Here is a 15141-nt window from a genome sequence, read left to right as displayed (position 1 = left end):
TTCAATCCTCCGGCCCAGCGGCCGCCTGTTTGATCGCCGATAGGATAGCAGCCGGCCGGCTCCGCTCCGCGGCATCCCACCAACGCCGCTCGAAAACCCGTTGTTCACGCACCTGCAGGCCTCCACGCCCGAGCCAGATGCGAAGCGCGCCGCTCTCGGACGTGTTGAGCACTTCGGCGCCCACCGCCTGCCAGCGCTCCACCACCTCGGCACGCGGATGCCCAAACCGGTTGCGGTGACCGGTCGAGACGATCGCCAGCCGCGGCGCGACGGCCGCCACCCAGGCCGGCGTGGACGAACTGGCACTGCCATGGTGCGGCACCACGACCGCCTGGGCCGCCAGCAGCGCGCCTGCGTGCCGGAGCAGCAGGGCCTCGCTGCGCTTCTCGATGTCCCCGGCCAGCAGGATGGCCCCCTGGTTGGTTTCCAGCCGCAGCACGCAGCTGCTGTCGTTGGTCGACTGCGGTTCGTCGCGCGGCGGATGCAGCACCCGGAACGTCACGCCGTCCCACTGCCAGGATTGCCCGGCATGGCAGGTCGATGCGCGGCCACGCAGGACGCCGGGCGGCGCCTGCAGCATCGCGCCGGGAAAGCTGCGACGCACCCCGCGCAGGCCACCGGTGTGGTCGCGATGGTCGTGGCTGATCATGATCCGGTCCAGCCGACCCTGCCCCAGCGCACGCAGGGTGGGCACGACGATCCGCTCGCCGGCATCGAATCCCTCCTCGGCCCCCGGCCCGGTGTCGTACAGCAGCGTGTGCCGACGCGTGCGTACTGCCACCGCCAGGCCCTGCCCCACGTCCATCACCAGCAGTTCCACCTCGCCCTCAGCCGGCACGTGCCGCGCCGGCCACAACAGCGGCAGGCACAGCAGCAGTGCGGGGACCCGGCCACCGCTGCCACGCGGCAGCAGCAGCCAGAACACGCCGAACACGGCCGAGATCAGCGCCCAGCGGTTGGACTGCGGCAGCCACCACAGCGACAGCTCGCTGCGCGCGGCATACCCGAACAGCCACCAGCTGGCCTCGAAGCACCACGCCGCCAGCTGCCACGGCCAGCGCCCCGCCCCGTCGATCAGCGCTTCCAGGGCGGTGCCGAGCAGCGCCAGCGGCACCACCACCATCGTCCACCAGGGAATCGCCGCCAGGTTCACCAGCGGCCCCGCACGCGAGGCCTGCCCGAACAGCGCCACGGTCAACGGCAGCAGCGCCACGGTCGCCACGCCCTGCGCGCTCAGGAAGCCCCGCAACCAGCCCTCCTCGCGCCCCGGCAGGCACCAGATCAGCCACAACACACCGGCGAAGCTCAGCCAGAAGCCGGGCGCAAGGACGGCGAGCGGGTCGAACAGCAGCATCGCCAGCGCCGCCAGGGAGAGCGACTGCGCCACGGTTGCGCGCCGCCGGCTGCAGCGCGCAGTGGCCACCACCGCGATCATCAGCACAGTACGCACCGTCGGCAGCGCGAAACCGGCCGCTGCGGCGTACAGGGCCGCGCCTGCAACGGCCGCCGCCGCGGCCCCCATCGGACGCGGTACGTACAGGCCGAGCATCGGCAGGCACCGCCAGAGCCCGCCCGCCAAGAGAGCAGTGACGCCGGCCACCACGCCGACATGGAAGCCGGAGATTGCCACCAGGTGGGTCACCCCCAACGCACGCAGGTCATCCCAATCGGCTTGGCTCAGGCCGCGGGTATCGCCCAGTGCCAACGCCTGGACGAAGCGACGGCCATCGCCCTGGACCGCCCTGGCGATCGCGTCAGCCATCCGCTCTCGCCACGCAGGCAATCCGGTCGGCTCACCCAGCGGGTGCGCCTGGGCAGGCTCCCGCACGTACCCACTGCCAGCCACCCGTTGCCGCAACGCATAGCCTTCGGCGTCAAAACCGCCGGGGTTCACCCGCCCGCGCGGCGGCCGGACACGGACCGTGAGCGACCAGCGTTCGCCGGCCTGGAGCGTGCGCCGGCGCTCATCGGCTGCGCCGCGGAATCCGTCATACCAGCCCAGCGCGAGGTCACGGCCGCGAAGTTCGGCTGGCATTGCCGGATCATCGTCCACCCGGAAGTGGAAGCGGGTACCGCCGGGGCCGTGTTGAGGCAGGCTGATCACGCGCCCGTGCAGCGCATGGTCCACCGGCGGACCACCAGGGGGCAGCTGCTGCGCCAGCACGGCATGGGCATGCACGGCGGCCCAACCGAGACCGAAGAGGGCAGCGCCGAGGAGGCGGAGGCGGCAGGGCAGGATCCAGAACAGAATGCCGGACGCGGCCGCGGCAACGCCCCACCCCAGCGGCAGCAGCCGGGGCGAGAAGACGATCGTGCAGATGCCTGCCAGCAAAGCGACGACACATGCCTTGCCGAAGATCGGAAGAGACGCGTGTGCCGCCATGCCGCCGGTGTGTAGCGCTCGCCGCATGTGCAGCACCCGGGAAACCCTGAGTGTCACCGGCGGGCGCAGTGCGGGGTATCAGTGCGCCATGCAGGCCGTTGTCAGGAAACGCACATAGCAAAAAAGCCAACCCGAGGGCTGGCTTTTCTGTTGTGCCACGACAGTCTCCGGGACTGAAGTGGTGGGCGGTACAGGGTTCGAACCTGTGACCCCTACCATGTCAAGGTAGTGCTCTACCGCTGAGCTAACCGCCCGTTTTGCTTTCCTGCCCCGCTGCGAATGCGTCGGTGCAGGCCGCGTATATTACGGACGCCCCCCGGAAAGCGCAACACTTTTGTGAAGATATTTCACAACGTGGTGTTCAGCCCAGACTGGCCTCCTTCAACTGGCGGATCTGATCGCGCACGCGGGCCGCATCTTCGAACTCCAGATCGCGGGCGTGCTGGTACATCTGCTGCTCCAAAGCCTGCAGGCGCTTGGCGATCTGGGCCGGCTCCATCGTGCGGTAATCGGTGGACTCTTCGGCCACGCGCCCGCCCTTGCCTTTGCCCTTCCCTTTGCCGCGCGACTCTTTCTCGGCCGCTTCCGACCGCGCGCCTTCGAGCACATCGGTGATCGGACGCAGCACCGACTTGGGCACGATGCCGTGCAGTTCGTTGTATTCGACCTGCTTGGCGCGGCGGCGGTCGGTCTCGTCGATCGCCGCCTGCATCGAGCGGGTCATCTTGTCCGCATAGAGGATCGCCTTGCCGCGCAGGTTGCGCGCGGCGCGGCCGATGGTCTGGATCAGCGACCCGGTCGAACGCAGGAAACCTTCCTTGTCCGCATCCAGGATCGCCACCAGCGACACTTCCGGCATGTCCAGGCCTTCGCGCAGCAGGTTGATGCCGACCAGCACATCGAACTTGCCCAGACGCAGATCGCGAATGATCTCCACGCGCTCGACGGTGTCGATATCCGAGTGCAGGTAACGCACGCGGATGCCGTGTTCGGTCAGGTACTCGGTGAGGTTCTCGGCCATGCGCTTGGTCAGCGTGGTGACCAGCACGCGGTCGCCCAGCTTGATGCGCTCGTTGACCTCGGACATCAGGTCATCGACCTGGGTGCCGACCGGGCGGATCTCGACGACCGGATCGATCAGGCCGGTCGGGCGTACCACCAGTTCGGTGATCTCGCCTTCGGTCTCGCGCAGCTCGTACGGCCCCGGCGTGGCCGAGACATAGATGCTGCGCGGGCAACGCTCTTCCCACTCTTCAAACCGCAGGGGACGGTTGTCCAGGGCCGAGGGCAGGCGGAAACCGAACTCGACCAGGGTTTCCTTGCGCGACCGGTCGCCTTTGAACATCGCGCCGATCTGCGGAATGGTCACGTGCGATTCGTCGATCACCAGCAGCGCATCCGGCGGCAGGTAGTCGAACAACGTCGGCGGTGGATCGCCGGCGTTCTTGCCGGTGAGATGCCGCGAGTAGTTCTCGATGCCGTTGCAGTAGCCGACCTCAGCCATCATCTCCAGATCGAACTGAGTACGCTGCGCCAGGCGCTGCGCTTCCACCAGCTTGTTCTGCTCGTACAGCTGTTCCAGGCGGACCTTCAACTCCGCCTTGATCGTGTCCACCGCCGACAGCACGCGCTCGCGGGTGGTCGCGTAGTGGGTCTTGGGATAGATGGTGTAGCGCATCATCTTGCGCAGGCTTTCGCCGGTCAGCGGATCGAACATGCTGATCTGCTCGACCTCGCCTTCAAACAACTCGATGCGCACCGCTTCGCTGTCCGATTCGGCCGGGAACACATCGATCACTTCGCCGCGCACGCGGAAGGTGCCGCGGTGCAGCTCGAATTCGTTGCGGGTGTACTGCAGCTGGGTCAGGTGCTTGATCAGGTCGCGCTGGTCGATCCGCTCACCGGTGGAGAGGATCAGGCGCATCGACAGATAGTCCTCGGGCGCGCCGAGGCCGTAGATCGCCGATACCGTCGCCACCACGATCGCATCCGGGCGTGACAACAGAGTCTTGGTCGCCGCCAGCCGCATCTGCTCGATGTGCTCGTTGATCGAACTGTCCTTCTCGATGAAGGTGTCCGACGAAGGCACATAGGCCTCCGGCTGGTAGTAGTCGTAGTAGCTGACGAAATACTCGACCGCGTTGTGCGGGAAGAACGACTTGAACTCGCCGTACAACTGCGCGGCCAGGGTCTTGTTCGGCGCCATCACCAGGGTCGGTTTCTGGACCCGCTGGATCACGTTGGCGACCGTGTAGGTCTTGCCGGAACCGGTGACGCCGAGCAGGGTCTGCTTGGCGATGCCCGCCTCGAAGTTGGCGGTCAGTTTCTCGATGGCCGCCGGTTGGTCGCCCGCCGGCGAATACGGGGATTCAAGTTGGAAACGATCGCTCATGGTGCCGCCACTGCCGGGAAGCCTTCAGTATAACGGCCGGGTTGGTGACGGCCTGTTGAGGGGAGGGCCGACAGCACAACGCGGCATGAACCGGCGGCGGCGGGGCCGTCGGGCCGCCAGAGTGAAGGTTGCACGCACCCCGGACCGTCGCCGTGGAACACGCCCGCCCCCTGCCCTGCCCGGCCAACTGCGCCGGCGTGACGCTGATCCAGTCGCTGATCGCGATGGCGGTCCTGGCCATCCTCACCGGCATGGCCCTGCCGGCCATGCAGCAGACCCGGGATCGCCTGCAGGCCGACAGCCTGCGCATGCAGCTGGCCTCCGCGTTGGCGACCGCGCGCAACACGGCGATCACCGAACGGCGCCCGATCGCGGCCTGCCCCACGGACGATGGCGTGACGTGCGGCCGGGACTGGGCCCGGGGCTGGATGCTCTATGCCCCCGCAACGCCTTCCTCGGGCGAGGCGCGTTCCGCAGGCCCCCTGCTGGTGCAGCAGCACGCCCGCTCCAGGCTGAGCGCCTGGGGCAGCCAGGCCAAGCCGCGCCTCCAGTTCCGGCCGGATGGGCGGCTCAATGGCAGCAACCAGTCGGTCAACTTCTGCCTTGACGGCGCCTCCCAGGGCAAGGTGGTGGTCAGCCTTTCAGGCCGCATCCGCAGCGAGCGCCCGCGGCGCCCCGTGGCCTGCTGAGGCCGTCATCGCCCGCCGGGCGGAAACACAAAAAGCAAAAGCCGCGATTGCTCGCGGCTTTTGCAGATCTGGCGCCCGAAGTTGGACTCGAACCAACGACCCCCTGATTAACAGTCAAGTGCTCTAACCGGCTGAGCTATTCGGGCGGGGTGCGCATTCTAGCCAGCATCGGCAGGGGGATGCAAGCACTCCGGTACAACCGGCGATAGGGCAACGTTACCAGCAGCCGGAGACGGTCTTCTCGGTGGGCTTTTTGCGCCCTGCCTGATCCAGCGCCAACGTGCCGCACGTGTCCTTGGCCTGGCTTCCGCCGGCCACCGGGACGGCCTGGATACCGAACGTACTCGCTGTCGGATCCTTGTCGAAAGACAGGGTGTAATGTGCGGTGCCATCGCGCGGTGACTGGGTGAACTGCAGTTTGGCGGTGGCGTACGTGTTCTGGACCGTGTGGTAACGCTCCAGGTTCTGGGCCAGCTCCACCAGATCGGCCTTCGCCTGGGCACGCCGGGATTTCCGCACGGAGTCCTGATAGGCCGGCATGGCGATGGTGGCAAGGATGGCCACCACGGCCACCGTGATCATCAGCTCGATCAGGGTGAAACCGGCGACACGGCGGCGGAAGGCGGTCTGCATGGGGGCTCTCGTCATGAAGGTCATCAGCGCACCTGCCGCCAGGACTGGCGTCCGCAGGGGCGCGGCATGTACAGCGGGTCGGCACCCGGTGCACGCAGCACGAAGGTGCACTGGTTGGCCTTGATCAGCTCATCGACCGTGCAGGTGGCCTTGGTCGGGTCGCACGGAGTCAGCTTCGGCACGAAGATGTTGCTGTCCTTCACCGGTGGGCCGCTATTGGTGGCCCCGCCCTTGGTCAGCGCGATGCCGCCGCAGTTGCCTGTGCACAGCGAATCGCCCCCGATCTCCTGACTGAGGCCGGTCATCGATCCGGCGCCGGTAAGCAGATCCAGCGAGTACATCCAGTTGGTACCGCCGCCGCCGCCGCAGATCGCCTGACCCGGCTCGTAGGTGGTGAACACCACCTTCCGATCCTGGATGGTCGGATAGCCAACGAAGCGCTCACCGGCCACCACGTCGCCGACGATCAGGTCGGTATACCAGCCGCGCTGGCTCACATAATTGACGGCGTTGCTGCTGACATCCCGCAGCGAGTAACCCCCGCTTCCGGCACGCGAGGTGATCTGCTGCGAGATCAGATCACCGCGTCCGCCAATCGTCGAGGTCATGTTGTCCCAGACGCCGTACAGCGATTGCACCGGCGAAGACGAACTCACGGAATTGTCGTCATTGGTGAAGTACTGGCCGGTACCGAACACGATGTTGTAGCCACGCCCGGCCGCCTTGGAGACCTCCAGCCCCCCCATGATCGGCTGGGCGACGCTGTTGCGGCTGGCGGTGAACAGGGGTGCGCCACTGTAGGCCACGGCCCACTTGCTGGGGTCTGGATCGCGGAGGTCGAACTTCCACAGGTTGCCCTGCATGTCACCGCCATAGACGGTGTCGGCGATCCCGTTGCTGTTGTAGGCCGCCACCGGCGCGACGTTGATCAGGCCGTTGCGCAACGCATAGCCGCTGCCACTGGGCGACAGTCGCTTGAGCACCTGCCCGGTCTGGATATCCACCACGAACAGCACCGGCTTGCCACTGGATGCATTGACGCCGTTGCCGAAGATCGCCACGAACCGCGGCGCGCTCTCAGCCGCGCTGCCAGCGACCGGCACGATCACCGGCTTGCCCAGCGCGAAGCCCATGTCCGAATCGGTCTTGCCCGAGACTTCCCACAGCACGTCATCCTTGGTGAAAGCGCCCGGATTGCTGATGTTCAAGCCAAACATCGCGCCGTTGCCGACAGCCTTCGCATTGGGCGCCAGGGTGGCGCCGCCGGCACCGGTGGAGCCGACCAGCACGGTATGCCAGGCATCGCCGTAGTAGACGTCCGACGAGGTCAGCGCACCATCCACGTAATAACGATGCGAGTACTTCGGATTGGCCAGCTCGGCCATGTGCTGCAGCGAGGCGGACGGAATGAACGCGAAGAGCTCATTGCCGGCCGTTGTGCCGGTGGAGGCATCGAAGGCGTGCAGCATGCCGTCGTTCGCGCCGACATACACCATGGTGCGCCGGCTCTTCTTCGCGGTCAGGTAGTCCTTGTATCGGGTCGCCAGCGTCGCCTTCCAGGCGGGCGTGGAGCCCCACGTGCCATAGCCGTAGTTGTCGGCCGTGGACACGATCTCGGTGGTGGAGTTGACGATATCGCCAAGAATCGAACCACGCGAGCGGAAGCCGCTGATGGCCGAGCCTTTCAGGTAGTTCACCAGGTCGGCCACGCTGTGCGAGCCAAACCAATCGGGGATAGAGCTACTGAAACCCATACTGGCCAACTGCGCCTTGCGGTCCGCACCCGGGACATTGTTCGCCTCGAACGGTGCAGCCGCCACCGGCACCAACGCCCCGCTCCCATCGACCGTGGTCGGCGAAGTCGCCATGACGATGGTGCGACCACTGGAGCTCATCTTGGTCGAGGCGCGCCACAGCTCAATGTCATCGGTACCCGTGTCGGACACCTTGCTGGCAACGACATCACCCACCCAGTCGTTGGTGCCCGAGGTCACTTTGTAACTGGCTGATACCGTGAACGAGCCCGCATTGATACGCGCACCGGAGCCACCGCCCGCCACCGGCGCGTCGCCTTCCGCAGCACTTGCGAAGATCGCCTCGAGCGCGGCCTTGAGCTTGGCTGGATTGCGTGCGAGGAAGTAGTTATCCGGCGTACCTGGCACCTTGGTGTCCCACTTGCCACTGGGCACGCCGTATTTGGCGGCGTACCACAGCGGGCTTTCCAGCTGGCTGGCCTGCGCACCACTCAACTTGTAGCGAACCAGAGAAGGCTTGGTCCAGTTGTCCGGCGGATTCTCCGAGGTGCTGATCACCGAGCCATTGCTGTCGCCCGGACGCAGCAGCAGGCGCTGCACGTTGGTCGCGCTCGAGCCAACGATGGTGTAACCGGTCAACATCGCATTGCCTGCGTACGCCGAAAGATTCTCAAGGCGCACCAGTACCTCATCTTCGCCGATGGTCGCGCTCAACAAGCCATTGGCGCATTCCGTCTTGTTCTCCGATCGCCAACACATGTCAGCCACGCCCGCCTTGTCCCCGCAGGCAGCACCGACGCAGTAGCTCATCATCGTCACGACGTCGTTGTCATGATCGTTGCCCCACAACGAATCCTCCCACACCAGCGAGAAGCTGCCGGACTTGCCGTCGGCACGATAGGGACGACCATAGACATGCTTGGCACCTACCGTCGACTGCTTGGTGCCGATTCCGACGGCGCCGAGGAAGCAGCTGCGCCAACCCGAATCACTGATCTTGGCACTGCCGGTGTTGTTTGCCTGACACAGCGGCGACAACGAAATCGTGCCGCCGGCAACGCTGATGTCGAACTTGGGCAGGTTCTCCGCCATGGCCACCGTATAGGTGGTCGCGGTCACTTTGTAGTCCGCCGGCTTGCCTGTCAGGCCCGGGCGCAGATCGGTCTCCGCGGCGGCCTTTGCCAACCCTGCCATCAGGTAGCTACCTTCGGTGGAAGGAATGTCCGGACAGATACCGCGGACCAGACTGAGGTTGTCGACGGTGCGGGCTTCGCAGATGTCTTCGTGGGTTCGAATCGACTCGTAGCGGCCAGTGAGTCCGACCCGCCCAGCCATATAACTTTTGCCGTTGATCCCTTCCGCAGCACCGAGCGCATCCGTTGCTGACACCGCCGAAGCCAGATGGGGCACCGAGCCGACGTTGTCACTGTCGAACGACGGGAGCCCCGAGGACATCACCAGGATGTTGCAGGTGGCGCAGTACGAGTTCCCCCCCGTTGCCGTGCTCCTGTAAGGATCCTTCCATTCGACCCCGGTTGGCAGGCCCGAAAGATCACCGGTATCTCCGTAAACCTTGGTTCCAGCGCCCACGTAACGCAGCGCCTCGGCATACATCTCGGCCAGCGGATTACCCCAGGCACTGCAGTTCTTGGCACCGTCGCCGGAACTGCCCGGATCGAGCAAATGGCCGCGCCCCTTGAACCCCTGGCGGTTCAGAATGCTGTAGTCGTTGCAGTCGTTCCAATTGTTGCTCCAGTTCCACTGGTCAATCCGGAAGTTGGACATCGTATTGATGATGCCCTCGGCGCCACTGTTCTTCGCCAGGCAGAGCTGCCCGGTGGCCAGGTTGATCTCATCGCCCGCGTCACAAAGCGTACTGCCATTGCCAGCAATCTTGCCGATGTTCCGGCGAAGCACACCGCCATCGCGAGGACTGGAGTAGGTGCCGGTCACCAGGCCAAAACGAAGACGGCCACTCTCACCATAGCTCTGCAGCAGACCACTAGGCTTGTAGTGATCGTTGGTACCGTCGTTGTACTTGCGGCAGAAACTCTCGCGGTGCGCATCCTTGCCTGGATTACAGACTTCCACCCGGACGTTGTAGTCGGTGGTTTTTTTAGGCGTATCCGAGCCGCCATCACCCGTGCGGCTCACGCCGCATTGATAAAGTGCCGTTGACGCCCATTCCGACCAGACCCCACCCGCCACGCGCATGAGCGGCGCACCATCCGCACTGATGCTCGCGTTACAGAACGATGCGCTCGCCGTCAGGGGCGTGAAGCTGTTGATATCGTTGCCGGTATAAACCTTGACCCACGCGTGCAGGTCATTGGGGATCTGTGCGCGCTCCAGCACGGTCTTGTTGGCATCATCGGTGGAACGCTGCCCGCCATAGAGGACGTAGCGCATCACGTCCAGCCGGCTCATGGTCACCCAGTTGAGGAAGTTGCCCGACCAGCCCTTGCCACCACAGCTGTGCTTGTTGTCGCCGGTGGCTGCGTTGGCGGCCTTGAACACTCCGGCGTCATAGCTGTAGCAAAGATTCGAATCGAAATAGCCTTCGTACGGGAACTTGTCCTGGTACGTGGTATCGATGATCTTGTCGTCGTCCAGATCGCTGTAATCGCTGTAGGCCTTGTTGAACAGCTGCTCATCGCGCGACATCACCATCATCATCAGCGGCGGCTGGCTCTGCTTGGTATAGAGCGGCTCCTGCGCGATGTCGTAGTCGCCCAGCGCGGCGCGCAGCGGCACGACGCGGCTGAGCAGGAAGCCCACCACGATGACAAGGACGCCAATGCGCAGCCAGTTGATCGTGCGCTTGCTGAAATGGAAGCGATCAGAGGTCATGGGATATAGATCGTGTCGACGACCGCGCTGGCCGAGGGATTGGTCGGTTCGTCACTGGCCAGTGCAGTGATCTGATAGATGTTGCCGGTCTCTTCGTTCTGGCGCTCACCCACGCGCGCACTGGAGGCGGCGAAGCACTTGTCCAGGCGCCGGGTATAGCTCGCCTTGGCGTCAGAGGTGCCGTCGGCCCAGGTCAGGGGATCGAAGATCGGGCTGCACTCTTCCTGCTTTGCCGTGTAGGTGCCGCCGGCCGCCAGGTCGGTATCGATGGTGTTCTCCAGCGTGCGTGCATCCGCCTCGGCATTCTGGAAGGCCAGGTTGGTGCGCAGGTAGTTGGCCGCCATGCGCTCCTGCATGCCGGTCACCTGCATGCCTGCTACGCCGAGAAGGGCAAGCAGGATCAATATGATGAGGGCCACATACAGCACGGCACCGTTCTGGCGGCGCGGTGCGACAAAGGGTTTTGGACGCGATGCCATGGAAGCCTCAATTGCCATAAAGGCGATTACGTACGGCGATCGTGGTTTGATAGACCGTCCGGAAACGACCGTCCGTCGGGGCGGTGAAGGTGACGCCCATGGCTGTCAACGCCGCATCCGCGTTGGCCTGCGCTGCGGCTGACGGATCCGGGCTTTCCAGCACCAGGCCCAGCTGCACCGCCCCGACCCGGCGCCACGCATCGGCGGCCGGCGTGATCGAGGCATCCACGTCGGCAGCGGTTCCCTGCCGATCGATGTAGCCGGTGGGCGGCGAGGCGGCGCTGAGCGAGCGATCCTGCCCATACAGCAGCTGCATGTTGCGGACCCCCTCCACCAGTGCCTCCGGCGTACCCGCGACCAGGGCTTCACCGGGTTTGGCCGAAAACCGCACGCGATAGAGCGAACTCTGCTTGGTGGTGGCGTCGTAGCCGATGTAATAGACCACGCTCTCCGCGCGGTACAGCATGGCCTGGCCCGGCGTATAGAGGCTGGTGAAGCTGCCGGTGTTGTTCGGCGCGGACTCGAACGTCACGGTACCGGCAGACCCACTCACCGCGCTTGCCTGGAACATGGTGGCGGTCAGGCAGTCGGCGACACCGAACAGGCCCGGCGCTTCCACACCACTTTGGAGAACGGCCCAACGGGTGCTGTCGAAATTGAACACGGGCTTGTCGTCCGTGCCCCCCACCACGGTGACCGGGACACCATCGGGCACCAGAAACCGGAGCGCGACGATGTCGCTGCCGTCCACCCGATTGGTCAGCGCCGCGGCGTATTCCGTCGGCAGCGCCGGGGTGTACTCGATGCCGCCGGTCGACGGTGTGGCACTGAGGGTCAACGGGTCGCCGGGCTTGGTATCGGCGGCCTCGAAGCCCTGGATGGATTGCATGAAATCCAGCGCCGGGTGGCCGCCGGCATCGAACGTCGTCTGCATCGAGCCAGGGCTCTGCACGTTGTGACTCTGGTCGTTGACGCAACCGAAGTGGCCGGCCATGCGCAGATCACGCTGCAGGAAGTCCATCGCGAAACGGCCATTCTCCTGCACGCGCGCCAACCCTTCCGAGAGGCGCGAGGCCGTGCGCGAAGCGGCGAACACCTGCATCAGGCCCAACAGCAGGACCAGGCCGATGACCATGGCGATCATCAACTCGATCAGCGAAAGACCGCGTACGCGTTCTCGGGACGACATGGCGCGCATCACAGCTGGGTCCTCGCCGCAAAGGTGGTGTCTGCGGCATCCAGCCAGCGCTCGTCGCCCCAGCTCACGCTGACCGTCACTTCATCGCCGCTGCGGGTCACCTTGGCACTGGCTTCATCGCCCAGGGCCTTGCCCAGCCGGCAGCGCCAGTCCGTCATGTACTGATCCTTGGTGATCTTGGCGCCGATCGGCGATGTGCAATCGGCCGCCTTGGTGGTGGCCGCGTAGGTGCCTACGTAGGTCGTCGCGGCGACGCGGTTGATCCGGATCTGGTCCAGCAGCTCGTAGCTGAGGTTGGTCGCCTGGGTGCGGAAATTCGCGCTTTGCACGAACCGCACGTTCATCGTCTGCAGCAGCGCGAAACCAAGCAGGCCGATGCTCATCACCACGATCGCGATCAGCACCTCGATCATGGTGAAGCCGCCCTGCCCTGCGCGCCGCGCGCCAAGATGTCTTGCCGTCACTTGCAGCTCTCCCGTTCCACACGTACCTGCCCAACGGCCGACAGCCGCAGCGTGCGCTGCAGCGGCAGGTCCCCGCACTCGTCGGGCTTGAGGGTGATGTCCAGCGCCGATGCGGCGCGATTGCGACCCCGGCCGTCGAAGGCCAGCGTCAGGTTGTCCTGGCTGCCCAGCATCTTGGTCGAGCCGGCCGAGTACCGCAGCACCGGCTCGCCGGAATCGAAGCTGCCACTGCCGTCGGCATCGGACCAGACCATCCAGCCGTCGCCCCAGGTATCGCCGTTGCAGCTGGTGCCATCGGATGAGGCACATACCCCGGCCCCACGGGTGTTCTTCAGCGCTTCGCTGCGCGCCAGCGCCAATGAAGCGATCAGCTCGTTGGTGGTGGTGGCCGCCCGGTTCGAGCGCAGCACGCCCTGGAAGCTCGGAAACGCAATCACTGCCAGGATGGCAAGCACCGCGATGGTGACCATCAACTCGATCAGTGTGAAGCCGTTGGACCGGCGCAAAGACATGAAACGCTCCCCAGCGTTGATGACACAGAAGATGAACGTCCCGCCGCCGATCAGCAAGGGGCGGCAGGACGAACGGTCGCCCGGAGGCGACAGGCGTCAATCAGTTGACGCAGATCCAGGCCGACGGCAGGCCCCCTGCCCGCCGCTGGCCCGGCCAGGGCCTCAGGCCATGACCTTGTAGCAGGGCTGGTACTCGCCCGAGATCTTCATGCGGCGCTGCTCGACGAAGGCGCGCAGCAGCTCATCCAGCGCCTGCATCATGTCCGCATCGCCATGGATCTCGAAGGGACCGAACTGCTCGATGCGGCGCATGCCGTCTTCCTTCACGTTGCCGGCCACGATGCCGGAGAACGCGCGACGCAGGTCGGCCGCCAGGGCATGCGGCGGACGGCCGTGATGCAGGTCCAGCGCGGCCATCGCCTCGTGGGTCGGCACGAACGGCTGCTGGTACTCCCACGGAATCTCGATCGACCAGTTGAAGAAGAACGAGTCCTTCTGCGCCAGGCGATGTTCGCGCACGCGCTTGATGCCCTGGGCCATCTTGCGGGCGACGTTGACCGGGTCGCCGATGATGATCTCGTAGCGGCTGGCGGCTTCCTCACCCAGGGTGAGGCGGATGAAGCGGTCGATCTGCTCGAAGTACGGCGCGGCCACGGTCGGGCCGGTCAGGATCAGCGGGAACGGCAGGTCCTTGTTCTCGTCGCGCAGCAGGATGCCCAGCAGATACAGGATCTCCTCCGCGGTGCCGACACCACCGGCGAACACGATGATGCCGTGGCCGATGCGCACGAACGCTTCGAGACGCTTCTCGATGTCCGGCATGATCACCAGGTGGTTCACGATCGGGTTCGGCGACTCGGCGGCAATGATGCCCGGCTCGGTCAGGCCGATGTAGCGCGTGGTGGTCTTGCGCTGCTTGGCGTGGGCGATGGTGGCGCCCTTCATCGGGCCCTTCATCGCACCCGGGCCGCAGCCGGTGCAGATGTCCAGCCCGCGCAGGCCCAGCTCGTAGCCGACCTGCTTGGTGTACAGGTACTCGTCGCGACCGATCGAGTGGCCGCCCCAGCAGACGACCAGGTTCGGGTCGCCCGGGTTGAGGATGCGCGCGTTGCGCAGCAGCCCGAACACCGCGTTGGTGATGCCTTCCGAAGATTCCAGCTCCGCCGCGTACGCCGGGCCCATCTCGATGGCCATGTAGGCCAGATCGCGGACCACCGCGAACAACAGCTCGGCCACACCGCGGATGATCTCGCCATCCACGAAGGCCATCGCCGGCGCGTTGACCAGATCGATGCGCACGCCGCGGTCCTGCTGTGCCACCTGGATATCGAAATCGGGATACAGATCGCGTGCCGCGCGCGGATCGTCCGAGGCGCTGCCGCTGGTCAGCACGGCCAGCGCGCAGCGGCGCAGCAGTTCGTGCATACCACCACCGGAGGCATCGCGCAGGCGCGCCACTTCCGCGCGCGACAACACATCCAGCCCACCGCGCGGGTAGATCCGCGCGTCCTGCACCGGCAGCGTCCGCGCCGGCTTTTCGTTGATCGTCATGTCCATCTTTTTCGCTTTCCTCAAGGTTACCGACTGTACCGCTGCCCCCTTAAAAAGCAAAACGGCCGGGAAACCCGACCGTTTGGACACCAATTCGAGGAGCCTGACATCTGCCCCATACCGCCCTGCACGCGAAGGCGCCAAGCCCGCGAAGCCTACACGCCCCGACCCCAAGGCACAAGGGCTTGTCTGGTCCGCGCAAAAAGAAACGGCTGGGGATGCCCCCCAGCCGTCTC

10 protein-coding genes and 2 tRNA genes are annotated in these 15141 nt (G+C 65.4%); 1 reads left to right on the top strand and 11 read right to left on the bottom strand.

From position 1 onward, the window contains the following. Window position 1: 1 nt before the first annotated feature. The 3 genes from ABE422_RS11210 to uvrB all read right to left on the bottom strand — a co-directional run bounded on the left by ABE422_RS11210 (window position 2) and on the right by uvrB (window position 4775). A complete protein-coding gene (locus ABE422_RS11210) occupies window positions 2-2410 on the bottom strand; it encodes a DNA internalization-related competence protein ComEC/Rec2 (RefSeq protein ID WP_346482969.1) in 2409 nt (802 codons plus the stop codon). A gap of 152 nt (window positions 2411-2562) precedes the next feature. Then, window positions 2563-2637: transfer RNA gene (locus ABE422_RS11205), tRNA-Val, on the bottom strand. A gap of 107 nt (window positions 2638-2744) precedes the next feature. Continuing rightward, the gene (uvrB, locus tag ABE422_RS11200) at window positions 2745-4775 is read right to left on the bottom strand and encodes an excinuclease ABC subunit UvrB (RefSeq protein WP_259260246.1); all 2031 of its coding nucleotides are present in this window, start codon (window positions 4773-4775) and stop codon (window positions 2745-2747) included. Window positions 4776-4927: 152 nt separating this feature from the next. On the opposite strand from uvrB, the gene ABE422_RS11195 reads away from it, so the two are divergent. Then, a complete protein-coding gene (locus ABE422_RS11195; RefSeq protein WP_346482968.1) occupies window positions 4928-5464 on the top strand; it encodes a GspH/FimT family pseudopilin in 537 nt (178 codons plus the stop codon). Between the two features lie 69 nt (window positions 5465-5533). Here ABE422_RS11195 and ABE422_RS11190 read toward each other — a convergent pair. The 8 genes from ABE422_RS11190 to ppnN all read right to left on the bottom strand — a co-directional run bounded on the left by ABE422_RS11190 (window position 5534) and on the right by ppnN (window position 14905). After that, window positions 5534-5610: transfer RNA gene (locus ABE422_RS11190), tRNA-Asn, on the bottom strand. Between the two features lie 70 nt (window positions 5611-5680). Then, window positions 5681-6112: a type IV pilin protein gene (locus ABE422_RS11185; protein WP_313211234.1), complete on the bottom strand. Its 432-nt coding sequence runs from the start codon at window positions 6110-6112 to the stop codon at window positions 5681-5683. Between the two features lie 8 nt (window positions 6113-6120). After that, the gene (locus ABE422_RS11180) at window positions 6121-10701 is read right to left on the bottom strand and encodes a PilC/PilY family type IV pilus protein (protein ID WP_346482967.1); all 4581 of its coding nucleotides are present in this window, start codon (window positions 10699-10701) and stop codon (window positions 6121-6123) included. Continuing rightward, a complete protein-coding gene (locus ABE422_RS11175; protein WP_121041674.1) occupies window positions 10698-11180 on the bottom strand; it encodes a PilX N-terminal domain-containing pilus assembly protein in 483 nt (160 codons plus the stop codon). Before ABE422_RS11175 ends, ABE422_RS11180 begins: the two co-directional genes overlap by 4 nt. 7 nt (window positions 11181-11187) lie before the next feature. Further along, window positions 11188-12369: a PilW family protein gene (locus tag ABE422_RS11170; RefSeq protein ID WP_346482966.1), complete on the bottom strand. Its 1182-nt coding sequence runs from the start codon at window positions 12367-12369 to the stop codon at window positions 11188-11190. A gap of 8 nt (window positions 12370-12377) precedes the next feature. Next, window positions 12378-12842, bottom strand: a complete 465-nt coding sequence (pilV, locus tag ABE422_RS11165; protein ID WP_346482965.1) for a type IV pilus modification protein PilV — start codon at window positions 12840-12842, stop codon at window positions 12378-12380. Continuing rightward, complete coding sequence (locus ABE422_RS11160; RefSeq protein ID WP_313211239.1) at window positions 12839-13354, bottom strand: Tfp pilus assembly protein FimT/FimU; 516 nt, start codon at window positions 13352-13354, stop codon at window positions 12839-12841. Before ABE422_RS11160 ends, pilV begins: the two co-directional genes overlap by 4 nt. Before the next feature lie 162 nt (window positions 13355-13516). Beyond that, on the bottom strand, window positions 13517-14905 hold the full coding sequence (gene ppnN / locus ABE422_RS11155; protein WP_121042205.1) for a nucleotide 5'-monophosphate nucleosidase PpnN: 1389 nt from the start codon (window positions 14903-14905) through the stop codon (window positions 13517-13519). Between the last annotated feature and the right edge of the window lie 236 nt (window positions 14906-15141).

The organism is Stenotrophomonas sp. TWI1151 (assembly GCF_039673135.1).
GTDB lineage: Bacteria > Pseudomonadota > Gammaproteobacteria > Xanthomonadales > Xanthomonadaceae > Stenotrophomonas.
The sequence above is the reverse complement of the archived record's forward strand: the minus strand, read 5'-3'. Positions and strand labels throughout refer to the sequence as shown.

Excerpts from the sequence above, each read along its gene's own strand:
- ABE422_RS11180 (WP_346482967.1), bottom strand. The coding sequence starts at position 10,701 with ATGACCTCTGATCGCTTCCATTTCAGCAAGCGCACGATCAACTGGCTG.
- ABE422_RS11160 (WP_313211239.1), bottom strand. The coding sequence starts at position 13,354 with ATGTCTTTGCGCCGGTCCAACGGCTTCACACTGATCGAGTTGATGGTC.
- uvrB (WP_259260246.1), bottom strand. The coding sequence starts at position 4,775 with ATGAGCGATCGTTTCCAACTTGAATCCCCGTATTCGCCGGCGGGCGAC.
- ABE422_RS11185 (WP_313211234.1), bottom strand. The coding sequence starts at position 6,112 with ATGACGAGAGCCCCCATGCAGACCGCCTTCCGCCGCCGTGTCGCCGGT.
- ppnN (WP_121042205.1), bottom strand. The coding sequence starts at position 14,905 with ATGACGATCAACGAAAAGCCGGCGCGGACGCTGCCGGTGCAGGACGCG.
- ABE422_RS11210 (WP_346482969.1), bottom strand. The coding sequence starts at position 2,410 with ATGCGGCGAGCGCTACACACCGGCGGCATGGCGGCACACGCGTCTCTT.
- ABE422_RS11170 (WP_346482966.1), bottom strand. The coding sequence starts at position 12,369 with ATGTCGTCCCGAGAACGCGTACGCGGTCTTTCGCTGATCGAGTTGATG.
- ABE422_RS11175 (WP_121041674.1), bottom strand. The coding sequence starts at position 11,180 with ATGGCATCGCGTCCAAAACCCTTTGTCGCACCGCGCCGCCAGAACGGT.